The organism is Endozoicomonas sp. 2B-B (assembly GCF_053470045.1).
On sequence record NZ_JBLZMU010000001.1, the window covers coordinates 2,488,178 to 2,513,334 of the forward strand.

The window sequence follows — 25,157 nt, forward strand, 5'->3', positions numbered from 1 at the left end:
GAATGACTTTCATCCCGAAAAATAGCGCCAGTTAAACGGGTCGCTGAATGGTAATGATCTTACCCAGCGCAGCGTAATCATTACCACCCAGTCGAGAAATGGGATCTACCTGAGTTGCATCAATGACCAGCCGTTCGCCTTTAGATGCGACTTTATCCGACAGATACGCTTGTTTGATTTCGCCGAATACAAGTCCCTGTTTGTTCTTGCCGATTTCCTGATACTCATAGAGTTGGCAGTACAAAGCGATATCACATTCAGATAAGCGAGGCAGTGATTGTTGCCAATCATTGTTGGTTGTCAGATGAATACGCTCTAATTCAGATTGGCCATAGTCCAGCGTTCGAGCTGTCTCAGTCATTTCTTCTGCTAATGAGGAAGGTGCAATATGAACAACAAACGATCTGCTACGCAAAATATTGCGACGTGTGTCTTTTATTTCGCCAGAGGGCTTACTTCCGACAGAAAACATAATCAGCGGTGGGTTACTGCTGATTGCGGTAAAAAATGAAAACGGTGCCAGATTAAAATCGCCCTCTTCATTAGCAGTGAGCACCCAGGCCACAGGCCGGGGAATCACAGTTTGGGTCAATAAGTGATAGGCTTGTGTATCAGACATTTCTTCTACGTTAAGGTGCATAACACGCTTCCCTGGAAAAATCAGCTCTCTGTTTTTGCAAGCTGTTTCTTATACTTTTCAATCGAATTCGGGCTTTGGTGGCCCAGGGGCTTTTGAGGTTTTGTTCGCAGGCTTGAGAAAGGTTCACAGACCCGTATCATTGCAGTTCGCACAAGCCCTGATACGAATCTTTTATGCCCCGCCTCATGCTCCGTGACAAGCACTGGTTGAAGCTTCAGCCAATTCTCAAACAAGCCCGTATAAATAACAAGCCTGATCGTATGCTTTATCTCATTCGTATAGGTATTCCATGGCGTGACCTACTGTGAGTTTGGAAAGCGGAATACCGTTTTCCAGAAGTTTAACGACCGTCTGCCAGGGGCAAATGGTTGAAGGTGTTTAAGTGGACACCGTGCCGGCCTCGTCGGCCTCAGAGTTCGTGTTGTAGGAAACAACAGTCACCGAGGGGCAGACTCATAAATCAAAAATGACTGACCATCAAGACTGAATAGCTGACCATCAAGGCTGTCCAGTCCACTCAAAGGATTGATCATGGAACCATTGATAGACCTCCAGGTATTGAAAACCTGGCAGACTTTCGCTGAAGTGGGCGTTACCATGGCACCGGCTGAATCCTCAGTGACTTCACACTCTCCTGCCAATGGTAGTGGATCAACGGCTTTCAAGCCGTATTGTTGTGGTCGCCACCACCATGAAGGTGGATATTGTCGCCACGGATTGACCGCCTTGAGATGGTTACAGGCCAGTGCCAGTTTAATGTGTCCTTCGATACCTATAGCTGTATTTTTTGAGCGTATCCGATTGCCTGCCAGATTAAAAAGAGGAGGTAGCAAGTTGACTTTAGTATCATAACTACCTCTGAGAAGGAAACCATCTCTAAAACGAGCTAATCCTGTTGGAAGAGGTTTCTTGCCTAGCGTATTGTTGTTGATATCAACAATGTTTCTGAAAATATCCATACTGCTCCCTGCCGGTAGGTAAAAGTCACCCGCGTGTGCCATCTCGCCCTTGAATCTATTTCCAATAACAGCGATCTTCTGTAACTGCTGCGTACCGGCATAATAAATATCTATCCCTTTGGGAACAATATCCCTCCCACCGTAGAGTATGGATTTGCCTATCATAGTGTTATCGGCAAACCGCAGGCCCGAACTCTGGTTCACCGATGCATCAAGGGGGCCTGCGCAAGAGAAGTAAAGTCCGGCCCGTCTGACAGAGACATGGAACAGGTTATTTTCTACAATCAGTTTCCGGTTATAACAACCAGCATAAATAATAGAAAAAGCCCCCACATTGTTATCAGGTCCAACGGGCTGGAAAGTAACATGCCTTATGTGACTGTCTCTGGTTTTATCGAAATCGTGCATGTCATCAATAAAGACCATAGATAGATCTCTAAAACCTGCATCAACTCTGATAACTATTTCAAAACCATCGTCTGCTGCACCAATGATGTTCTGACCGTTCTTCAAAACTATTGCTTTATCAATAAGATACTCAACCTGGGTTTTATCCACCGGAGGGAGAGAGGATGTAGAAGTAGATGACGCAGTAGACAGAGTCTCGGAAGAGAGCAGTATAACAGTGTCTTCAGGAATCCGTTTGATCGTCTCACTCAGATCCTCTGTCTCCCCTGTCGGATCAGCAGTGAGAACAATACACTGTCGTCCACTAAAAAGTTTGCTGTACTGGTTCAGCCGCTGAATAACCCCCGTCGTTAGTCCCGTAAGAGAGTCACACAATACTGTCGGCAGAGGAGAATAGGGTGCTGTAGAAGAAGAGGTTGTGGCTGGAGAAGAGTTGACGTTTGGAGATTGAGTCGTCCGGGCTTCTGCAAACAAAGCCATCAACAGGAGTAAAGGGACGACTAATCGGGCTAATAAATAGTGTTTCAGCGTGATCATGCTCAGGACCCCTTGAAGCAATCGACATGAAGTCTAGACTCTGTATTTATACTTATCCATCAAAAAAATTGTTCCATTCAGTGCTGTAAAGACTTTTCAGATTTTAATAAAAAAACCTTCACCATTGGCAACGTTTACACACTGATTTTAATCACAGATCTCAGGGTAAATATTAAGCCCCACCCACAGCACAAAAACCTAATCTTGTTCGTCCTGAACAACCATCTTGTGCAGGGTGTTCACGTTTGGCATTCCGGGGAGCATTTGGATTAAAAGGCAGAGATGAGGCATGGGGCTTGATAGACGTTGATCCAGCCGCTTCCCACAAATGTTCGAATGTGTTTGCTAAGCGTTATCAACCGGGATTTGCTTCAGTGAGTACATGGTCTTCGGCAGGCTTTGATGTTGCCTGTCATTCTGATTTGCCGACTTCCAAAGCCACGAATAATATTGGCACAGCAGGATTAACCTCAGGTCAGAAGCCAGGTACCCGGCAGTCAGCAGTCCAGTCGCTACCCAAAATGTGGCAGTGGATTGAGTGGAAAGAGATTCTATACTCTGTTGACACATTAAGCTCGATCGTGGTTTGGCACAAAGCTCTTTGCAAGTCGGTAATATGAATTTTTAAAGCAGTGTTACCGGCTTCCTGATATAAACATTCCAAAAGCATGAGGCTCATTTCCTACTGTTGAAGACATTGCCTTTATTTATGAAGACATTAAATAGGATTATCGTGGTAAGGATTCATCTGTTGTGACTTTAAAATATCAGACAGAGTACAGTTATGAATATTTCCAGATACAGTTTGGTCATCACTTTATTGTCAATAATTTATGCCTTACCCTGTCATGTCTACGCCACAGATGCGCCAGCAGGCAGTTCCACAGATGCGCCAACAGGCAGTCCGACAGATGCGCCAACAGGCAGTCCCACAGATACGAAGGTTTCAAGTTGCTCTGATTTAGCCAGCGATGTGGATAAGAAGGTGTGTGACTATCATTTGTCGGCTTTTGAGGCTCTGATCAGGGAAAAAAACGATCAGATATCTCCAACAACATCATACTCAACGGCTTCACCTAGTGCTTCTCCAATTCCCGAAACGGTCAATATAAAAAAAATATCGGCTACAACAAGGCTGGATAAAGAGGTTTTTGAAACCAGCATTCCAACATTGTTTATCTTTGATGCGCAATCACCCGGACAGGAACACCCCGCCGTTTATGAATTGCCATTGACTGTGCCCGATAGTGGCGACGATATCAGGGGAGTAAAGAGTTTTCAGTTGCCTGATAACTCAGCTTTTGTGGGGAACAGTAAAGATATTCGGCCAGAGTTCGTAATCGAGGGAGGTATACAGAATCATTATGTGATGTCGGCACCCAATAATGATGCTGTCTACTATCTGGCGAATATCGAAATTGATTCCAGAAATCCTCTGGACAGCGGCGGTTCTTCAGCGACGGCTGCCTCAGACTCCACCGGTAAAGAGAATCATATACCTTTAGGCATTCTTGAACTGGAAGGTGCGGGTATTTTTGTTGCAGACAACATCAAGGTGGTACTGGATCCGGCAGATTATCGTAAGACTCTCCAACCAGTAAAGCTGGGATGTACAAATTTTGCTGACGGGAGAGGAACAGAAGAGACTTTCGTCTATCGATTTATGGACTCTGAATTTGATCTACTGCAAGGCTTAAAAAAAACAAAATATGGTTTTCACGCTGCAATAAGTGTTTCCTGTTATCAACAAACAGGGCAAGTGCGATTGACCATGAGAAACACTACAACCGTTATATTTGTACCCCCTGGAGATCCAATATCCTCTTATGGACCAGGCAGTGGTAAGTTGTTCTCTATTTCCTTATGGCCAAGAAACAACATTATGCGCTTTGTCGGTTCTTCCTGTAACAGAGTCGTTGATCAGTTTGACAATGATCTATCCATTAACTCAGCTGATCCATCGCGTCCCGATCTGTATATGGGTAACATCTGGAACAGTATCTGTACTGAGATTAATGTGATTCATGGAGCCTTTGGATTAAAAGACAGAGAACTGGCATGGGGTTGGATATTAACTGATTACAACAGTGATTATGGCTGTGATCCTGCAGTGAAAAAGACTTATCAACCAAGGTTTGCTTCATTGAGCGAATGGTCTGAAGCAGGTGTTGAAGTTGCAGCTAATTGCACAATGCCAACATCTACTTCTATAACCCCGGTGCCCTACGCTATTGTTGGTGCCGATGCTCAGGTAAAGAATGATGCCAGTGCGGCAGGATTAACCCCGGGGCAAATAGCAGGCATAGGACTCGCCGCTGTTTTTGTGGACCAGGTCATTACTCAAGGCTGGTTCTATCTTTCACATCGGATCAGGCAAGACTGGATTAGACATACCAGTCAGGCGTTAGCCGCTACATTGGGGGTGGGGCTGCCGGTAATCCAGTTGATGCCAAAATGCATCAGTCGGTTGAGAGGTAGGAGTGCAGTGCACACTCTATTGACAGAAGAAAAGCAGCCATAGTTTGTTGCTAGCCTCCTGTAAGTCGGTAATCTGGATTAGCGTAAATCGCCGTAAACCATCGCCCTTTTAGGGCGGTGATATAAGGCGTGAAGGCCGCGCCGCGCAGGCCGGGCCGCGCAGGTGCAGAGCCTTCCGCTTGCGTGTTTGTAGATCCAAGGGGCACCCGGTGACTGCTGATGGAGGCTTATGCGTGGGAATGCATACCTCCACTGAAAAGCAGACTCTACACCGTGAGATAGGTATGGGTTCCCTAGCTGGGACCCACAAGGTCCGAAAGCATGGGAATCAGAGTTTTGTGACACCCTCGACAAGGGGGGAGTGTCACCCTTTATTTGTGAAATATCCGGTCTAGCAGCCTGTCGGACTTAAGACTGTCCTACTGCGGTTGCAATAAATTGGTCTAAAAATCTCTGTTTCTTCGTCAAATAGCTCGCTATTCTCCTCAGAAACAGAGATTTTTATCCTCAATTTCTTGCAATCCTCGCTACGGACGCTTAAGTCCGACAGGCTGCTAGGATTTACGACGAACTTAAAGAGAATTATCACAGTAAAGATGCTGCAGTTTTGGCTTTTAAAAAATCAGACAGAGTACAGTTATGAATATTTCCAGACCCGGCCTGGCGGTTGCTCTACTCTCGGCAATGTATGCTTTTCCCTGTCATGCTTTCACTACTGTTGGGCCAACGTTCAGTTCCACATATCCATATGTTTTTAGTTGTTCAGAATTAACCAGTAGTTTCGACAAAGAGGTGTGTGATCAACATTTACCTGCTCTCAAGGCACTCATCAGAAAAAAAAACAGCCAGGTATCTCCGACAACGTCTTCCCCGCTAGCTTACTCAAGTATTCCTCCAAATAGTTCCCTGAGCACTGCTCCAGGTACCTACTTGATAGATGAAACGGTCAAGATAAGAAAAATATCCGCTACGACAAAAAGACTGGGTCATGAGATTTTTAGAACTAGTGATCCAACCTTGTTTATCTTTGATGCAGAGCAAGTCCCCGGAAAGGGGCAACCGGCCATCTATGAATTACCGTTGAAAGGTGGCGTCAGTGGCAGTTCCGGAAGTGTCAACAGTTTTCAGTTACCGAATAACTCTGCTTTTGTTGGGAACGGCACGACTGTTCGGCCTCAATTTGTTATTGAGGGCGGTATACTGAGTCATTACGTGATGTCGGCACCCAATAATGATTCTGTCTATTATTTGGCGAATATTGAAATTGATTCCAGGAATCCTCGCAAAAAGGCTGTTAGATCAACAACAGCTCCTACAGGATCCCCCGTTACAACTCCCACTTCAAAGGCTCACATACCCGCAGGCGTTCTGAACCTGAAGGGCGCAGGTATCTTTGTTGCAAATAACATCAAGGTAGTACTTGATCCGGCGGATAATCAGGATGATATTGATCTGGTCATACTGGGGTGCGCAAATTCTGCTGACAGGAAAGGAACAGAGGAGCATTTTATCTATCAATTTACGGAGACCATATTTGATCTCCGGAAAAGCCTGAAAGAGGTAAAACGTTTTAAAAATGCTGCATTGAATGTCGATTGCAATGAGAAAACGGGGCATGTGGAATTGACCATGCAAGACACCACAACAGTGATATTTGTACCCACTGAACCTCTGTTAGCCCGTCCGCCACATAGCAATGGTGTCGTGTTCTCTATGAATTTATCGCCCAGGGAAAACGTTTTGCGCCTGGACGATTCTACCTGTAACAGTGTTGTTGATCAGCATGGCAATGATTTATCGGTCGACTTAACGGATTTATTTCGTCCCTATCACTATATGGGGGTGTTCCGGGGAGGCAGTGACTGTTCTGATATTAAAAGAATCCATGGAGCGTTTGGAATAAAAGACAGAGAGGAAGCGTGGGGCTTGATAGATGTTGATCACACCGATCTGCACAGGTGTTCGACTGAGCGTTATCAACTGGGATTTGCTCCTGTGAGTGCATGGCTGAAGGCAGGCTTGGATGTTGCCTGCAATTGCACCATGCCAACATCGGTTTCATTCAGTTCATTCCCAACCTATCTTTATACAACGCAGGTAGCATACACTTCACACACACTGATTCCGGGTAAAGGTGCTCTGTCTATTGACAGTAATGGCACTAAAGGATTGACCGAACTGGAGAAAGCAGGCATTGGTATTGCCGCAGTTACTTTGGATCAGGCCATTACTCATAGCTGGTTCTATCTTTCAAACCGTATCAAGCAAGCCTGGATAAGGCATACCAGTCAGGTATTAGCTGCTACATTAGGTTTGGGTATTCCCGCCATCCAGTTGCTACCGAAATGTAGAAGTGGATTGAAAAAAGCAGATATAGAGATTGGTCTATTGAAAGATCCCGCTCTAGAGATGTAGTTTGTCGAAAAAACACCACTTCCAAAGGAATGGGACTCATTCCATCTTAGGGAGGGCATTACCTTTATTTATAAAATATGCAGTGCAGGATAAATAGTAGCCTTCGGATGGATTATTAAAGAAAGGGTGCTTATATTTTTAATGTTTAAAAATTAGACAGGGTGCAGTTATGAATATTTCCAGATCCGGGCAAGGGGCTGTCCTATTGTTAGCAATCCATACCTTCTCCTGTCATGCTTCACCCACAGCTTGCTCAACGGAAAGTTCCACATGTACAAAATTTTCAAGTTGTTCTGAATTAGCCAGTGATACCGATAGGAGCTTTTGCATGCACCATTTAGATGCTTTTAAGGATCTCATCAGGCAAAAGAACAATCAGGTACCTCCGACAACATTTACGCCGGGCACTTCTCCAGGGATACACCCAGGTACCCCCTCAGTGTCTGCGCCCATTGCTGAAACGGTCGAGATAAGAAAAATATTCGCTACAGCAGAACCATTGGGTCAAGAGATTTTTAAAACGGACGTTCCAACCCTGTTTATATTTGATGCAGAGCAATCGTCAGGAGAGGAGCAACCAGCCGTTTATGAATTACCACTTAAGACCATCAGTCGCGGTCGTAGAACATTTAATACTTTTCAATTACCGGATAACTCGGCTTTCGTGGGAAACAATGCAGATATTCTGCCGGAATTTGTGATTGGGAGAGGCAAACATCATCATTTCATGATCTCGGCAACCCGTAGTAATTCTGTCTACTATCTGGCGAATATCGAAATTGATTCCAGAAATCCTTTAGATATGGGGAGGGGTTTAGCAACAGGGCAGCCGTTTACAACCCCGACCACACAGAATCACACTCCATTCGGTATTATGGATCTCAGAGGTGCGGGTATTTTTGTTGCTGACAACATTAAAGTGGTAATGGACCCAGCGGATAGTGATATGAAGATCGGGCTGGTAGAGCTGGGCTGTCCCAATTATGCTGACGGGTTTGGAACCGAGGAAAATTTCATCTACCGATTTATGCGCTCTGAGTTTTATCTGTCACAAGGTGAGCAAGGACCAACACGCCGTCAAAACGCTGCATTGAGTGTCAGATGTCTTCAGAAAACAGGGCAAGTGGCGCTGACCTTGAAAGACACCACAACATTCATATCTGTACCCACTGGCAGGACAGCAACCGATTCACCAAAAAGCAGTAGTGAGTTGTTCTATATAGCCTTATATTTCAGGAAAAACGTTCTGAACTTCGTCGATTCTACCTGTAACAGCGTCGTTGATCAGTTTGGCAATGATTTATCCATTGATCGGGATAATCCATCGGATCCTGATCACTATATGGGGCGCGTCTTTAATAATAATTTCTGTTTTGATTTCAAAATGATAAATGGAGCATTTGGATTAAAAGGCAGAGAGCAAGCATGGGGTTTTGTACCGGCTGTTGAGAACGTCGGTAAGCGTAGCTGCTGGGGTAAGAAAAGATATCAGGCTGGATTTGCTTCAGTGAGCGAATGGTCTTCGGCAGGTTCTGATGTTGCCTGTCATTGCAGTATGCCAACATCTACTTCATCCATTTCAAACACTTCAGTCAGTTCATTCACAACTTCTTCCTTTACGACTCAGGTTTCACCCGCACTGACTCCTGATGTTGTTGTTACAGGCGCTCTGGTTATGAATAAGACTGATGCCGAAGGATTAAAGGCATTAGAAAAATTAACCACGGGGGAGAAAGTATGCGTTGGAGCTGGCGTGTTTCTTGCCGACCAGATCGTTACTCAGTCCTGGTTCCATCTTTCAAAACGGATCAGGCAAGCCTGGATAAGGCATACCAGTCAGGCATTAGCTATTACGTTTGGTTTGGGTTTTCCGGCATTTCAGTGGCTACCGGGATGTATCAGTGGATTGAGAGGAAGGTCAGGGCACGCCGTATTGGGGGATAAAGAGCCATTGGGATATCAAGATATATTTGAACCACGCTAGTGTAGTGCGACCTAATTAACAGTACATAAAGACTCCTAACGGTCTACTATGGATGTTATTCCAACCACTGCCTGTTTTTACTATGCGAGTTGCCACAGAGATAATACTTGATGCTTCTGAAGAAATACGACTCAGAAAGATTACTTCATCAAATACTTGCCCTCTTCGCTTGGCCCGCCGTGCCCAGATTGTTCTTCTCTCTGCAGAAGGAAAAAGCAATCTTGAGATTGCGCAAATACTGAAGATCGGTCGTCATCAGGTCAGCCGCTGGCGTGACCGATATGCTCAGGAAGGCTTCTCCGGGATTGAACAGGATCGAGCTCGCAGTGGCCGTAAAAAGAAGATTGATGCTGCTGAGATTGTGAGTCTGACCACAAACACCCTTCCGGAAAATGCCACTCACTGGAGCACCCGAACTATGGCTGCTGTTAGCGGTATCAGTGAGAGAAGTGTTCGCCGGATATGGCATGCATATGGCCTCAAGCCTCACCTGGAAAAGACATTCAAGGTGTCCCGAGACCCGAAATTTGTGGAGAAGCTTGAAGATATTGTCGGACTCTATCTGTCTCCTCCTGAACATGCGTTGGTGCTGTGCTGTGATGAAAAAAGTCAGGTTCAGGCACTCGATCGAACACAGCCTGGCTTACCGTTGAAGAAAGGGCGTGCCGCAACAATGACTCATGATTATAAACGACATGGTACAACCACTCTCTTTGCAGCACTGAATGTACTTGATGGTGCTGTCATCGGTCAGTGCCAGCAGCGTCATACCCATGTGGAATGGTTGAAGTTTCTTAAACAGATAAATAGGGAAACGGCAAAAGACAAAGAGCTGCACCTGATTTGCGACAACTATGCGACTCACAAACACCCGAAGGTGCGAGAATGGCTGGAAAAACATCCTCGTTTTCATATGCACTTTACGCCAACGTCAGCATCATGGTTAAACATGGTTGAGAGATTTTTTCGGGATCTCACGAGTCAGCGTTTACGCCGTGGTGTGTTTGTCAGTGTGCCACAGCTAGTCAGTGCGATTGATGAATATATTGAAAAGCATAATCAAAATCCAAAGCCGTTTATCTGGACTGCTAAGGCAAATGATATCTTAGAAAAAGTCGTTCGGGCTAATCGCCGGTTAAGTTGCAAAAAGAACGACGCACTACACTAGGAGCCCATATGATCCGCCTCCGGAAGGTTTTTCTGAACCCTCCACAATTCGGTGGTCCGGGTTATTTACTATGGGACAGGACTTTTCCTGTATTTATGAAATATCCGGTCTAGCAGCCTGTCGGACTTAAGACTGTCCTACGCGGCAGCTGCTCCTGCGTTGCTCTAGCTCCTGCATCCATGCAGTCGTGCGGTTGCAATAAATTGGTCTAAAAATCCCTGTTTCTTCGTCAAATAGCTCGCTATTCTCCTCAGAAACAGAGATTTTTATCCTCAATTTCTTGCAATCCTCGCTACGGACGCTTAAGTCCGACAGGCTGCTAGGATAAGTAACGCCCCTAAAAAGTATGGTTAAGGAAAGGATACTTCTGTTTTAACGTTTAAAAATCAGACAGAGTGCAGTTATGAATATTTCCGGAATCGGGTTAGCTGTTGCGCTATTGTCAGCAATTTGTGGCTTCTCTTGTCATGCTATCACTACTGTTGGGCCAACGGTCGGTTCCGAATATACAAAGTTTTTAAGTTGTTCAAAATTAACCAGTAGTTTCGACAGAAAGGTGTGCAGTCAACATTTACCCGCTCTCAAGGCTCTTATCAGGAAGAAGAATAATCAGTCACCTTCGGCAACACCTTCTCCAAGTGCGTCTCCGGTTACCTCCCAAAATATATCGGCAAGTGCTTCCTCAAATATTTCCTTGCAAACTCCCACAAGCTCTTTTCCAGCCGCTACTCCAATTTCTGAGACGGTCAGGATAAGAAAAATATCCGCTACAACAGAAAGATTGAGTCATGAGGTTTTTAGGGTCACCCATCCAACCTTGTTCATCTTTGATGCAGAGCGAGTATCAGGAAAGGGTGAACACGCCGTCTATGAATTACCACTGACAGAGCCTGACAGTGGCAATCCCAGGATGACCAGGAGTTTTCAATTGCCTGTTAATTCGGCTTTTGTGGGGAACAGAGAGGATATTCTGCCTGAATTTGTGATTGCGGGAGGCATGCAGAATCATCACGTGATGTCGGCAACCTGTAATGATTCCGTCTATTATCTGGCGAATATCAAAATCAATTCCAGAAATTCTCAAGAGCAGGGTGGTTCATTAGCAACAGCTGCCACAGTATCCCCCGGTTCAACCCCGACCACGCAGTATCATGCGCCTCCGGGTATTCTGGATTTGAGGGGGGCAGGTATTTTTGTTGCAGACAATATCAAGGTGGTACTTGATCATGCGGATAATGGGATGAGGGTTAATACAGTAGACCTGGGGTGTACTGATTATGCTGATGGGAGAGGAGCAGAAGAGTATTTCATCTATCGATTTACAGACTCTGACATTGAACTTCAGCCAGGGTTAAATAATGTTCATAACGCTGCATTGAATCTTGAATGTTATAAGGAAACAGGGCAAGTGCGGTTGACTATGAAAAACACTACAACGGTCTTGTCTGTATCCACTGAAACTGATGCTGCAGGACGCGGGATGCCCCAGGGCAGTAGTGTGTTGTTCTCCATTAGCTTGTTGCCTAAGGAAAATATTCTGAGCTTTGTCAATTCTACCTGTAACAGTGTCGTTGATCAGTTTGGTAACGACCTGTCCATCGACCCTGCTAATCCATCGGATCCCGATCACTATATGGGCGGCGTCTTTGGCAGTGACTGTTCTGATATCAAAATGGTTCAGGGAGCGTTCGGATTAAAAGACAGTGATCAGGCATGGGGTTGGATACCGGTTGAACATGCCGAAAAAGAGAGCTGTTGGGCTCAATATGAGAAGAGTTATCGAGCGGGTTTTGCTCCAGTGGGTGTATGGTCTAAGGCAGGTTTTAATGTTGCATGCACTGCTTCTCCCTTTGCAACTCAGATACCTTACACAACGGCTGATGCAGATGCTCTGGTCGGGAATAAAATCAGCAGATCAAAATTAACCGGATTAGAGATCATAGGTATATCTTGCCTGTTCGGCGGGAGCCAGTTCATTGCTCAAATCTGGTTCCGGCTTTCAGACCGTATCAGGCAAGCCTGGATAAGGCATACCAGTCAGGTGTTGGCGGCTACATTGGGTTTGGGTCTCCCGGCACTCCAGTTGGTTCCGAAATGTGTCAGTGGATTGAGAGGGTACAGTGTATCGCCGATAAAACACTCTCTGTTACATGATGATTTTGATTCACTCTAAGTACCCCACCGTACGAAATCACATTTTCTGACCTGTTTTTCAGGCGTTCGTGGCAACTGCTCCTGCGTTGCTGTAATTCCTCATTCGGTTAAAAAAATACGACAATGGATATTCTTTTTGCTAGAGAAGACTTTGCCTTTATTTATTAAATATCTGGTCTAGGATGAATAACGGTCTTAGGAAGGATTGTTACGTTAAGGACGCTTCTATCTTGACTTTTAAAAAATCGACAGATTGCTGTTATGATAATTTTCAGGTTAGATATAGTAGTTGCTTTACTGTTATCAATTTATGCCTTCCCCAGTTGTGCTTTTCCTGCCGTTAGTTCAACGGTCAGCTCCACATATACAGAGGTTTCGAGTTGTTCTGAGTTGACCAGTCGTGTCGACAGAAACGTGTGCAGTCATCATTTAGCCGCTTTCAAGGCACTTATCAGGGAAAAGAACAATCGTCTTTCTCTAATTCCTGAAACGGTTATGATACGAAAAATATCCGCTACATCAGAAAGATTGAGTCATGAGGTTTTTGAAACGCTCCATCCAACCCTCTTTATCTTTGATGCAGAGCAATTACATGAAAAGAAACAGCCAGTCGTCTATGAATTGCCATTGCCAGAGGATGCCAGAATCAGCCACGAAGGGGGATCAACTTTTCACTTGCCGGATAACTCGGCTTTTGTGGGAAATGGAGCAGATATTCTGCCTGAGTTTGTTACTCAGGGAGGCTTACAGGACCACTACGTGATGTCGGCGACTCATAGTGATTCTGTCTATTATCTGGCTAATGTTGAAATTGATTCCAGAAACCCTTCAGTCGCAGACAGTACGCAAGCAACTGCGCCATCTGCGTACCCCTCTTCAACCCCGACCAGACAGAATTATGCAGCGTCAGGTATTCTAAATCTGATGGGTGCGGGTATCTTTGTAGCAGACAACGTCAAAGTGGTACTGGGTCCGGTAGATAACAAGGCGCAGATTAAACCCGTAAAATTGGGGTGTACAAGCTTTGCTGGTGGACAAGGATCAGAAGAAAACTTCATCTTTCGATTTATGCACTCTGAATTTAATCTCCTGCAAGGCGTAAAAGGACCAGCACATATTCAAAACGCTGCATTGAATGTTGAATGTTCTGATAAAACAGGGCGAGTGCAGTTGACTATGAAAAACACTAGAACCGTTCTATCCGTACCCACTGATACGCCAACACCTGATTCGTCACAAGGCAGTGCTGTCTTGTTTGCTATAAACGTATGGCCCGGAGAAAACGTTCTGAGCTTTGTCGATTCTACCTGTAACAGCGTCGTTGATCAGTTTGGCAATGATCTATCGATCGACTTGGTTCAGTCATCGGATCCTGATCATTATATGGGGGGTATCCGGTGCAGTAGTAACTGTTCTGATATTGAAATAATTCAGGGAGCATTTGGATTAAAAGACAGAGAACAGGCGTGGGGTCTGATAGAGGTTGATGATGCCGATAAACACAAGGGTATGTCCGCATTGGAGGAGCGTTATCAAGTCGGCTTTGCTCCTGTAAGTGCATGGTCTGAGGCAGGTTTAGATGTTGCTTGTAATTGCACTATGTCAGCGCCTGCTTCATCCAGTTCATTAATAGCATTGCCCTGTACAGCTCAGTTAGCCAACGCTTCATTTATAGCCGGTCCCGATTCGGATGAAGCAGGCTTCATAGTTAATGAAAATGACAATGCAGGATCAGACGAAAATCAGAGATTGAAAGTAGTCGTAGTGTCTTCCCTGCTTGCTGTGGACCAGGTCATTACAAATACCTGGTTCTATTTTTCATACCGAATCAAGCAAAACTGGATCAGGTATAGCAGCCAGGCCTTAGCGGCTATCTTGGGACTGGGTATTCCGGGAATCGTAGCCGTGGAGATAAAGAGTTTTATCCGTGCATTGAGAATGAAAGACCTCACTGTAGTACTGGTCATTGAGCCAAAGTAGTTTTTCGTTTCATACTCATTGCTTTGCAGTAGGACAGCCAATTTATAAGACCAGTTCGTTTAAGTCTGGTCGATAATAGACTCATAGTTTTGAGCTTCTTTGACAGGTATGATATTGACGCTCTCGGTTTGGGAATCAAAAACAATAGAGACTTCGCCTGATTTCAATAACCCAAGTACCTGCTGAATACGACTTTCCTGATCCTGCTCAAAACCGTTGTCGGTCCCTTCCCGGCTGACAAATTCAGCAATCAGGTTGTGCAGTGTTTCTGTGTTTAGTTCCTGATAAGGAATAATCATTCTTCAGCTCCTGAATATGGCCTTATGGATATAATTCCAGATCGGTGACCAGAAAGTGGTCTCCCCTGGACTCCCAGACCACATTAATGTCCCAGAGTGCGAAGCCATGCCTTCGCCCGGTGGTATCTCTGAGGTAGGCCGGGCGTGGATCCTGCCCCAATACCTGTTGAATCAGTTCCACCAGAGAGCGTCCGGTCCGGCGTTCATAAGCCAGGCATTTAATCATGGCCTCTTCGCTGAATTCCACTGCTGCCATGATGGCGGGTAAAGGTGCAAAGCCACCTTTAGCTTCTGGCAGAGCATCGGCGTAGGGCAGGTAGGGTTTGATATCAATAACCGGTGTGCCATCCAGCAGATCAGCTTCTGCCAGTCTCAGTATCAACTTGCCGTTCCCCGATTGGATGCTTTTCAGTTTTACCACAGACAGGCCAATGGGGTTAGGACGATGGGTCGAACGAGTGGCAAAAACGCCCATGCGCTGTTTACCACCAAGTCGGGGAGGGCGAATGGTAGGGCGCCAGCCTTGATTCATGGTTTCGTGAAAAACAAAATGAACCCAGAGGTGAGAGAAACCTTCCAGACCACGTACCAGGTTCTCCTGGTTGAAGGGTGGTAACAGTTCCAGCTCTGACTCTGCCGCTGTGACAATGCCCGGTTGGCGGGGGATTCCAAATTTTTGCCGGTAGCAGGAGTGAATCACTCCAATTTGTTGAAACTGGAAACTGCTTTTGCTCACATTTAACCCGTAATCGCTGTTTTGACCGGGCAATATAATGGAAAAATGAGGCTCTTAACAGGTCTTAGCCTCATGACGGGTCATTGTTTCAAAGCAACTGTGCTGGGCCTGATCAGGATTTCTCTAGAAAGATCAGGAGCCTGACAGAGACTATCAGACTCCTGTTGTTTTCAGGAAGTCTTTTTTCTCCAGAAGGTTGCCTGGGCAAGGGTATGCTGGTGTTTTCTGGCGGTTTCCCGGATGACAAAAGGAATATCTCTGGGTGGTTTAATCTCCTCAAAATGTTGGCCCAGAACTCTTTTCAGCCCGTCATAGGTTGTCAGGGCCTCACCATTCTCACGTATTCCTCCCAGCCATTTATCCTTTGACGTGTATTCTTCCAGCCAGGTATAGGGCGAAGTCAGCACCAGCAGTCCCTCCGGACGGATTCGCTCATGAACAGAAGAAAGGAATTTATGGGGATCGTTGAGTCGATCAATCAGATTCCCGGCAAAGACAAGGTCATAGTTATTGTATTTGGTTTTGAGATTACAGGCGTCTCCCTGGGTAAACAGAACACGACTGACATCAATGTTATCGGCAAAGTCAGTCAGTTTGGCTTCACGGTATTCACCCAGTTCTCCCTCAAAGGGCACAAAGTATCGAATTTTTCCATTCTGCTGAAGCCTGGAGGCCGCAGAGATAAAACGAGCTGAGAAGTCGATTCCATCAACATGTTTGAACCAGCGGGCCAGCTCAAAACTGCTTCTCCCTACCGAGCAGCCCAGATCCAGTGCCCGGGTGCAGTTGAGGTCTGTCAACAGCTCATGGCAGACTTCGGCACAGGCCCGGGGGAAATTTTCAACACCAAAGTAGCTTTCACCATAATGAAATTCCAGATACTGAGCCACCAGCACATCGGTTTCGTAGGGGTTCAGGTTGGCATTAAGCTCAGCAGTGGATTCAACATAGCGAAAACCGGCATGCTGGAAAAAATGTCGCCTGAAAGCATATCGGGAATCCCGGATCGCATAGTTACCTGTCGAGATCCAGCAGCCACCTTTGATCAGGTTATGCCGGCCGTCAAATGTGGGGGTTGAAAAGTCATCGTAGTAGGGATGAACCTTGAAGCCTTCAAAGGCATCAATGGGAGTCGTTGTCCATTGCCAGACATTGCCAATGACATCATAAAAGTCCCCCGTCCTGAACTGGTTAACCGGACAGGAAGAGGCCCAGTATTCGAGGTTGATGTTGCCAGGAGCCTGTTTCCAATAAGGTTGGTCTGTATCAATGCTGTCTCGCAAACAATACCATTCAGTTTCGGACGGCAGTTGTATCTGCAGCCCTGTCATTTCTGACTTCCATCGGCAGAAAGCCTGAGCCTCATGGCAGTTGACATCCACGGGCCAGTTCCAGGGCATGTCTATCTCTTCCAGCATGGTCCGGTATCGGTAATTTTCATCACCGGGAACCCAAAACTCAGGGTGAATGGCTTCGGCAAAGGTAGCCCACGCCCAGCCCTCGTCGGTCCAATATTTTTCGGCGTTGTAGCCCCCATCCCGGACAAACTCAAGAAACTCCTGGTTGCTGACCAGGTACTGGCTGGCCTTGAAGGCAGGGATAGTTTCTTCATAGTGACCGTATTCGTTGTCCCAGCCATAAAGAGCATGATCATATGGCTTGCCGAGAATCTGGTGGCCACCGGCATGTTCAATCAACTGATTTTCCGGCGCTGCCCCGGAAGTTTTGCAGGGTTGCCAGTCCGGGTGAGGCGTGACGTAAGCCAGGGGTAGCTGACGAATGAGAACCGATGAGGTCTCCAGGTGGATGCGCTCATGCTCAATGCCCATCATGATCAGCCAGGCTGGACTTTCCCAGGTGATGGGTATTTCCAAAGGCATGGTTTCTATAAATTCAACGATGAGTGCCCTGACTTTTTGACGGTATTCCTTCATGGCTGGAACCGTTGGCCAGTCGTAGTTGTTTTCGTCCAGATCATCCCAGGACATTTCATCAACGCCGATGGCTACCATTGCCTCAATATCGGTATCTACTCGTTCATTAATCAGGCGGGCAGCAATCAGTTTGTTGATAAAAAATGCTGCGGTATGGCCGTAGTAGAAAATCAGGGGGTGTCTCTGGGAAATAGCCTTACGATAGTAGGCCTCATCACCGGTGAGTGTTTCAAAAAGACGATCGTAGATATCGTAGGTTTCGCAGAAATACTGAATCAGCTCCTGGCGCTTTGCTTCCGGAGTGCCTGAATCGAGTATCAGCGTTCTTGTGGGGATCTGGAGTGGCGAGGTGTTTTCAGTAGACGTCACATTTGGCACGAGCTAACCTCCAAAGCAATTTAACAATGCGTTACGGTTTGACCAGAGACTATTAAAATATCCTATATGGTCTAGAGCTTAAAGGCAGTAGTATCAAGGTTGACCGATATGTCAATTTCAGCCAGTTAACTAATGCCTTTCGCGCTGCCACAGATCATACGTTTTCAAAGTGTTGTTGGATGACAGGTTATCAATGGATTGCTCTGGAAAGAGTTGAAAGGTCTGTCAGTTATTCAATGACAGACCTATATAATCCATTCAGGGTTTGAACTCAGCTATTGCGGCCCTGATCCTGCGAATGCCTTCCTCCAGAGTAGATCGACTGCAGCCAAAGTTCAGTCTCAGGTAGTCACGGTCTCCAAACTGGGCACCGGGGGAGAATCCCACACCGGCATCTTCAAAGAAGCGGTGTGGATCATCCAGGCCCAGTTCGCTGACATTAATCCAGGCCAGGTAGGTAGACTGCAGTGGCAGCATACTTAAGCCCTTAATGTCATTGATTTCGGACATCAGTAAATCGTGGTTACCCCGAAGATAGTCGAGCAGACTCTGGCGCCAGGGTTCGCCATGTTCGTAGGCGGCTCTGGCAGCCGTCAAGCCTATCAGCATGTTATCCGGATCAGGGACGATACCCTTGCGCACTCTTTGAAATTCCATGCGCAATGTGCCATCTGGTATTACGGCAAAGGCACAGCCAAAGCCGGCCAGATTAAATGTCTTGGAAGGCGACATCAGGGTGATAGATGTGTCCCGGGTGAATTCACTCAGACTGGCATAGGGGATGTGTTCGGCATTACGATCAAGAATCAGGTCGCAATGCACTTCGTCAGAACAGACGACAATGCTGTACTTTTTGCAGAGCGCCTCGATAGTCTCCAGTTCTTCCCGGGTAAGTACCCGGCCATTGGGGTTCTGAGGATTACATAGCATCAACAGCCGGGTGTCGTCGGTGATCCTGTGTTCAAAGGCTTCCAAATCCAGCTGCCACTGATTGTCCCTGATCACCCAGTCCAGTCCGATCATCTGGCGTCCTCCCAACCTGGGTGCCATCAGAAAGGGGTAGTAAACCGGCAGAGGCACTGCAACGGTCTCTCCGGGACCAGCGACGCTTCTCACCGCAATATTGAGTGCGGTCACCAGTCCCGGCAGCCAGACAATCCAGTCTTTTTCAATCTGCCAGCCGTAGAGGTTTTGCATTCGCTCGACAATTCGATCTTCCAGACCCTCATCGGCCAGGGTATAGCCAAAAACACCGTGGTCAACACGTTGTTGCACAGCTTCAATGATTTCAGGGGCGGATTTGAAGTCCATATCCGCCACCCAGAAAGGCAAGATATCTCTATCTTTGTAGCGATCCCACTTAAGGCTTGAGGTATGACTTCGGTCGATAAAAGTATCGAAATCTGTGGACACGGATACTTCCCCCGGGGTTGGATTGAATGTGTTTCACTGATACTACCTGCAGTCAGTCTTTTTTGAAATCTGATTTATCAGGATGGCTTTGCCGATTTTATCCGTTTTGCTGTCTCGCTGGTCAGCTCAGGGTGGTAAATCCTGCCAGGAGGCTGGAAAATCACGGTTTTGTAGACAATGCTCAGAGAACCTGAAGTTTCTCTGTGGAGAAGTCCCGAGTTGATTGCCAGAGGCGTTGTCTATTCGCTGTTGTCAGGAGCCTTGTTGGGGAGTCTGATCATTCTTCCTGGATTGATGTCGGAATATTCTGCTATTGAGCTGGTAGCAGGACGCTTTGCAGTATTTGGTTTATGGGTCTCTGTCATTGTCCTTTTTCGTCGCGAGATTATTAAAAGAGTCCGGCAAGATGGTATCGTGCCATGGATTTGGGTGGCCCTGCTGACGAATCTTCTTTATTACCTGTTTCTTGTCATCAGTATCCGGAGCCTCGGCGGCGTTTTTGCCTGTATTCTGATAGCCGCCTTACCCATGATTTTTCAGAAATGCTTTTTGGAAAGAAAGGCTGCCAGCCAGCTCACTATGCCTCTACTGCTGTTGATTGGAGCCTTTTTTCTGTTGATTTCCCAGAAGTTTGATCAGGTTAATCCGGACTCACATGAGCAGAGTATGGTCTATGGATTGTTCTGTCTACTGCTGGCGAGTATCTGCTGGCTCACAGGTACCCGCATACAGTTGTTAATGGCTACTGAGCGCCCCGATATTGATCCTTCCGATCGTTATCTGTTAACCGGACTGGGCTCTGTATTGGCATTGCCCATGATTTATCCACTGACCTGGCTGGACCACCCTGAATTCACCCTGTTTTCGGGAGGTGTTGTCAATATTGACTGGGCTTACTTCGGAGGAGGGGGGTTGGTAGCAGGGATATTAGCCACCGGTTTGGCCCGGATATGCAGACGCAAAGCAGTGTCGCACAACAGTGATTCAGGATTTTATCCCTGCACAACCCTTGAGGTTTTATTTGGAGTGCTTTTTGTCTTCATGCTGGAAGGGCGCATACCCAACAATCAGGAGTGGGCAGTCATTGCCATCCTGGTTTCGAGTATGGCTCTTTTTTACCGGAACCGAACTGTTTCTCAATTTAATACCAGTTCAGGATAGTTGTTTCTGATCTCGTCCCGGTTACCTCTGAAGAGAATTCTTTCCTGTTTCTGCTCCAGCTGATACTCGTACATGGGGTCATAGTAGCCAACCAATAATTGCTCAATCAGTGGCCGATAACCATCAATGACACCATGAACTTCATGTTGCTGAAGGGCTGAAGAGAGAAGCTCTCCCAGCTCCTGATAACGGGCTCCACCCAATCTTCTGCGAATCCGGCAAAGGCTGTCAGTCAGCTCCTCGCTGAAGCGGGCAAAGCCCTCTTCTTTACCGTAAACGGTCTGGTATTCGGCCAGGTTATTGCTGACATACTCCTGAAGACCTATCTCTACACGCTCTTCTATAGAAGCTTCCAGCAGAATAATGGAGGACTTTTGCATCTTGTTGCTGAACACCCGGGACAGGCTACAGCGCCCGATCAGCTTGCTTTCGTCTTCCAGAAGCAGAGCGCGCCCTGGTTTAAAGTGGCGGTGCTTGAGCATGGCGATAGAAAGACGATTTTCAAAGTCAATCTGAGTGGGCTGGCCACCATAACGACGACCGAAGCTCGACCCCCGATGGTTGGCCAAATCCTCCAGATCAATGCTGTCTTCAATGTCATAAATCAGACGAGTTTTGCCGGTACCGGTTTTGCCACTGAGAATCATAAAGGGAATGTCTTCAACAGACTTTTCCAGTTCATCGATCAGGAACCTTCTCAGTGCCTTGTAGCCCCCTTTGATCAGAGGGTAAGGGGATCCGGACTCGGCCAGCCAGGATTGGGTAATATGAGAGCGCTGACCGCCACGAAAACAGAATAGGTAGCCTTCTGGATGCTTTTGTACAAATTGCTGCCAGTGGGTCACTCTTTCATCACGCACATCGTCAGTGGCTAGCTGATAACCCAGGGCGACGGCAGCATCTTGCCCCCGCTGCCTGTACTCAGTACCAATCACTTCACGCTGGTAATCATCCAGGATTGGCAGGCTGGTCGCCAGTGGGAATGAACCTTTGTTGAATTCAACAGGTGCCCGAACATCCATCAGTGGCACATCATTCAGGAACAGGGCGAGGTAGTCGTGAGTATCCGGGCGTTGCTGGGTCATAAGGTTCCGTAACAGCTCAACGGGAGCGGGCTGGGTTCTTGTCCAAAAGCCCTATAGTTTCGCTGGAACCTGTCTGTTTAAGCAAGTGTGGATTGTTTCTATCGGATATAGAAGGGCAGAGTACAGCCAAACTTACCGGAACAAAACCAGGCAGCACAATACAGGCTGTGTATAGGAATCAGAGTTTGGCTGCTGTGTATATCTGAGTGCAACATTCTGCACAAGGTTTACATCGCCATAGCGATTGCCCAAATGGCTTTCTGACAACAGGTTTTTAACATTTGATGAGCATTAAAACTGCATGATTTCTATTTCAAGCTGTCTGTTGCCTCTGGGTTTGGCTTTGTGGAGAAGGTGGTAGAGGCTTGCTAAAGATACGAACGTAAAAAAGCCCAGACCGGTGGTTACTGTAATAATCGTAGGGTCAGGTCTGTATCCAAAGGCAGCAACAACTGACATAGGCAGTTTTTCACGACTGAGTATTTCATAACCATTGCCAACGATTAAATTTTTTCCCAAGTCCCAGAGAGTGCTCGATTGACCCGCAATTTTTTCAAATTCATGCCAGGCATTCGAGAACAGTCCAGCTCCCAGACTGGCGATTACAATCCATGAAAATGCTCTCAAACAGGCGCTATCGGTTTCCGGGTTGAATGGTATTAGTTTTGTAGCAATGACTCCCATAGGAATAAAAGACAAGGAAATGGCTTCGTATTTTTTATCAAGGATCAGCGGTAAGGTGGCCAGAGCGCCTTCTCCGGCTTCGCGAAAAGTATATGAGACAACATTGATCAGCAACCCTGACAAGAGAAGTTCTTTTTTACCTGTGACACCTCCAGCGAGCCCGAGAGCCCAGCCACCAGCGCAGATGCTGGCTTTTAATGATGTTAAGCCAGTAATAAGTTCAACCCATTTCTCGGGGATTTCCATCCCTGACTGCGAGAGTAAGACACCCGAAGTGAATACACCGCCCATGGTAATGAGACTGGTGCCAAGCGCTGTCCCCAAAATCTTATATTTGGCTTCTGGTTTAACTCTGATAGAGCCCTCAAGGAGTACGAACATCTCCACGCCTTCCATAATCCAGATAGCAACGCTGGTAAGAAGCGGCTCGGTACCTTGTTTGCTTTTTTTGGCGACAGTTGCAGTAGAGCTTTCACATCCCAGTTTATCTTTAATGGCGTTAAAGTCAGAGCTGTTGCTATAAAACACAGTTGAGTTATTCGGGTTGTTGATTTCTGAGCAGACAAAGGCTTTCAGCTTTCCTCTGTTCTCCCCGCAGCTGATATCGTCTGATGCTGTCTGCGGCAGTCTGGTGCTCATGGAAACCCTATCCGGTACTATGATATTGAATTTTGAAGCAGGTGTGCTTCCGTTAACTGCTGAAGCCACTGTGGAGTAGTCAGATTTAACTAATTCTGAAGTATTCAGAGCAGGACTAGCCAGAGCTGAATGAACAGAAACATAAGCAATCATCGTCGATATTAAGAGCACAAGACAGGTTTTTGACCGTTGCATTGGATGTGTCTCCATGAGCGGGCTGACTGATATAAATTGAATTCAGATAAGCTGGTTTGAACACATTCGTATTGGCTCGAGTAGGTATAGTAAATTTGGGATGAAACGCAACTCGTTTGCATTTACAGGATGACCCAGCAGCCCAAGAGAGAGCTTGTATGGGATTACAACCCCGATGCCTCTGCGCTATCAGGCGTTAACAGACCAATACCTGTGGGTTGCACTCTGTGGATAATAAGATAGAGGCTTGCAAGAGTTACCACTGTAAAATAGCCCAGGCCGGACGTTAAGGTGATAACCGTAGGATCGGGTCTGTATCCAAAGGGAGCAATAATCGACATTGGCAGTTTTTTATCGCTGAGTATCTCATAGCCATCGCCCACCGTTGTTTGTTTGCCCAAATCCCAGACAGTAGCGGATTCACCGGCAATTTTTTCAAAATCATGCCAGGCTCCCGAGAACAGTCCGGCCCCGAGACTGGCTATTACAAACCATGAGAGCTTCTGCAAAAAGACACTGTTGGTTTTCGGGTTGAATTCTATGAGTTTTGAAGCAATGATCCCCATAGGGATTAAACCCAATAGGCCGGCCTCGTAATTTTTATTAAGGATCAGCGGTACAGTAGTGAGAGCGGCATTACCGGTTTCGCGAAACGTGTTCGAGATAACATTTATCAGTAACGCCGATAAGACGAGTTCTTTTTTACCTGCAATGCCTCCAACCATCCCAATAGCCCAGCCACCAATGCAGAGACTGGCTTTTAATTTTGTTAACCCGTTAATAAGTTGAATCCATTTCTCGGGAATTTCCTTACCGGATTCCGCGTTTGCAGCGCCGATGCCGTAAAGGCTACCCGTAGTGATGAAGCTGGTCAGATACGCTGTGTACAAAATCTGCTTTCTGGCTCCGGGGCTAACTTTTATAGAGGCACTAAGCAGTATAAACATCTCCACGCCCTCGCGAACCCAGATGGAAATACTGCTCACCCAGCGGTCGTAATCGGGTTTATTTTTTATGGTCTCTTCTGGAAGGGGGACGTCACATCCCAGATGATTTTTAATATTGTTCAAGTGAGAGCTGTTGCCATAAACGAAAGTTGAGTTACTTGGCAGGTTGATTAGTGAGCAGATAAAGCCCGTCAGTCCACCTTGGTTTTTCCTGAAAAGGATATCGTCTGATGATGTCAGGGGCAGCCTGATACCCAGGGAAACCGTACTCGATGAGCTGACATTAAATTCTGAAACGATTGCAGGCTCACTGAAATTTGAAGAAAAGGTGGAACTTTCAAGATTGACTGACGCCGTCGTATTTATGTCAGTTTTAGCCAAAGCCGAATGACTCAGGATATAAACAATCAGCGTCGATATTAAAAGCAGACGATCAGGTTTTAATAACTGCATTGGATGGTTCTCCATCAACAGGCTGATTGATATAAACTGAATTCGGCTCGACCGGCTTGTCGTGGCTCGGGTAGGTATAGACAATGTAAGATGAAATGCAACTTGTTCGGATTTACTTGAAGCTTCCGGAATTTTTACTTTCTGGCTGAGCATGCTGAGCTATCCCTCCCGGAAGGCTGTCGCAAAAGTACTGAGCTTCTCACTCTTTCCGGTTAAAGAGCTCCCACGTTGGGAGGATACTTCTCCATTCTTGCCTTTAAAAACTCAAGAGCCCTGTTGAGGTTATCTTTTTCCTGACTTGACACAGGCTGTGAAAAACTCAAAATAATAATCTTTCGGCTTTTCTTTGCTAAATACTAATGACTGTCCGAAGATTTTCTCCTTTCGATCGGTGAGAAAATCCAAGCATCCCCTGGTATGGGTTGCCACTGGTACAAAAGTTCTCAGCCTCTGGTATGGGCTGGCAAGAACGTTGAGCAAGCAGCCTTCGGTACAGGTTGCCACTGAAGA

17 protein-coding genes are annotated in these 25,157 nt (G+C 46.4%); 8 read left to right on the forward strand and 9 right to left on the reverse strand.

Annotated features, from left to right (window positions below):
- Nucleotides 1–31: 31 nt before the first annotated feature.
- Complete coding sequence (locus ACOMHB_RS10310; RefSeq protein ID WP_448216545.1) at nt 32–619, reverse strand: flavin reductase family protein; 588 nt, start codon at nt 617–619, stop codon at nt 32–34.
- A 458-nt stretch (nt 620–1,077) separates the two neighbouring features.
- Nucleotides 1,078–2,544 (reverse strand): hypothetical protein, encoded by a 1,467-nt coding sequence (locus ACOMHB_RS10315; RefSeq protein WP_448216546.1) that lies wholly within the window; start codon nt 2,542–2,544, stop codon nt 1,078–1,080.
- Between the two features lie 374 nt (nt 2,545–2,918).
- On the opposite strand from ACOMHB_RS10315, the gene ACOMHB_RS10320 reads away from it, so the two are divergent.
- From ACOMHB_RS10320 to ACOMHB_RS10350, 7 genes are all read left to right on the forward strand, one after another.
- Complete coding sequence (locus ACOMHB_RS10320) at nt 2,919–3,164, forward strand: hypothetical protein (protein ID WP_448216547.1); 246 nt, start codon at nt 2,919–2,921, stop codon at nt 3,162–3,164.
- Nucleotides 3,165–3,328: 164 nt separating this feature from the next.
- Nucleotides 3,329–5,065: a PT domain-containing protein gene (locus tag ACOMHB_RS10325; RefSeq protein WP_448216548.1), complete on the forward strand. Its 1,737-nt coding sequence runs from the start codon at nt 3,329–3,331 to the stop codon at nt 5,063–5,065.
- A gap of 974 nt (nt 5,066–6,039) precedes the next feature.
- Nucleotides 6,040–7,437 (forward strand): hypothetical protein, encoded by a 1,398-nt coding sequence (locus tag ACOMHB_RS10330; RefSeq protein ID WP_448216549.1) that lies wholly within the window; start codon nt 6,040–6,042, stop codon nt 7,435–7,437.
- Between the two features lie 328 nt (nt 7,438–7,765).
- Nucleotides 7,766–9,421, forward strand: coding sequence for a hypothetical protein (locus tag ACOMHB_RS10335; protein ID WP_448216550.1), 1,656 nt, complete (start codon nt 7,766–7,768; stop codon nt 9,419–9,421).
- A gap of 82 nt (nt 9,422–9,503) precedes the next feature.
- Nucleotides 9,504–10,589 (forward strand): IS630 family transposase, encoded by a 1,086-nt coding sequence (locus ACOMHB_RS10340; RefSeq protein ID WP_448218589.1) that lies wholly within the window; start codon nt 9,504–9,506, stop codon nt 10,587–10,589.
- Nucleotides 10,590–11,370: 781 nt separating this feature from the next.
- Entirely contained in the window at nt 11,371–12,762 is a 1,392-nt protein-coding gene (locus tag ACOMHB_RS10345; RefSeq protein WP_448216551.1) for a hypothetical protein, read from the forward strand.
- 476 nt (nt 12,763–13,238) lie between these two features.
- Nucleotides 13,239–14,723, forward strand: a complete 1,485-nt coding sequence (locus tag ACOMHB_RS10350) for a hypothetical protein (RefSeq protein WP_448216552.1) — start codon at nt 13,239–13,241, stop codon at nt 14,721–14,723.
- A 59-nt stretch (nt 14,724–14,782) separates the two neighbouring features.
- Here ACOMHB_RS10350 and ACOMHB_RS10355 read toward each other — a convergent pair whose 3' ends face one another.
- The 4 genes from ACOMHB_RS10355 to ACOMHB_RS10370 all read right to left on the reverse strand — a co-directional run bounded on the left by ACOMHB_RS10355 (nt 14,783) and on the right by ACOMHB_RS10370 (nt 19,483).
- Nucleotides 14,783–15,022 carry a YheU family protein gene (locus ACOMHB_RS10355; protein WP_448216553.1) on the reverse strand — a complete coding sequence of 80 codons (240 nt, stop codon included), beginning with the start codon at nt 15,020–15,022 and terminating at the stop codon, nt 14,783–14,785.
- 22 nt (nt 15,023–15,044) lie between these two features.
- Entirely contained in the window at nt 15,045–15,758 is a 714-nt protein-coding gene (gene tsaA, locus ACOMHB_RS10360) for a tRNA (N6-threonylcarbamoyladenosine(37)-N6)-methyltransferase TrmO (RefSeq protein ID WP_448216554.1), read from the reverse strand.
- Nucleotides 15,759–15,928: 170 nt separating this feature from the next.
- Nucleotides 15,929–18,070 carry a 5-histidylcysteine sulfoxide synthase gene (ovoA, locus tag ACOMHB_RS10365; protein WP_448216555.1) on the reverse strand — a complete coding sequence of 714 codons (2,142 nt, stop codon included), beginning with the start codon at nt 18,068–18,070 and terminating at the stop codon, nt 15,929–15,931.
- 258 nt (nt 18,071–18,328) lie between these two features.
- Nucleotides 18,329–19,483: a MalY/PatB family protein gene (locus ACOMHB_RS10370; RefSeq protein WP_448216556.1), complete on the reverse strand. Its 1,155-nt coding sequence runs from the start codon at nt 19,481–19,483 to the stop codon at nt 18,329–18,331.
- Nucleotides 19,484–19,660: 177 nt separating this feature from the next.
- Between ACOMHB_RS10370 and ACOMHB_RS10375 the strand changes: the two genes are divergently transcribed.
- Complete coding sequence (locus ACOMHB_RS10375; protein WP_448216557.1) at nt 19,661–20,644, forward strand: hypothetical protein; 984 nt, start codon at nt 19,661–19,663, stop codon at nt 20,642–20,644.
- Here the strand turns inward: ACOMHB_RS10375 and mnmH are convergent.
- The 3 genes from mnmH to ACOMHB_RS10390 form a co-directional block, all read right to left on the reverse strand.
- Entirely contained in the window at nt 20,620–21,729 is a 1,110-nt protein-coding gene (mnmH, locus tag ACOMHB_RS10380; protein ID WP_448216558.1) for a tRNA 2-selenouridine(34) synthase MnmH, read from the reverse strand. The two genes, ACOMHB_RS10375 and mnmH, sit on opposite strands and share 25 nt — an antisense overlap.
- Before the next feature lie 291 nt (nt 21,730–22,020).
- Entirely contained in the window at nt 22,021–22,941 is a 921-nt protein-coding gene (locus ACOMHB_RS10385) for a hypothetical protein (RefSeq protein WP_448216559.1), read from the reverse strand.
- 470 nt (nt 22,942–23,411) lie between these two features.
- On the reverse strand, nt 23,412–24,647 hold the full coding sequence (locus ACOMHB_RS10390; RefSeq protein WP_448216560.1) for a hypothetical protein: 1,236 nt from the start codon (nt 24,645–24,647) through the stop codon (nt 23,412–23,414).
- Nucleotides 24,648–25,157 lie beyond the last annotated feature (510 nt).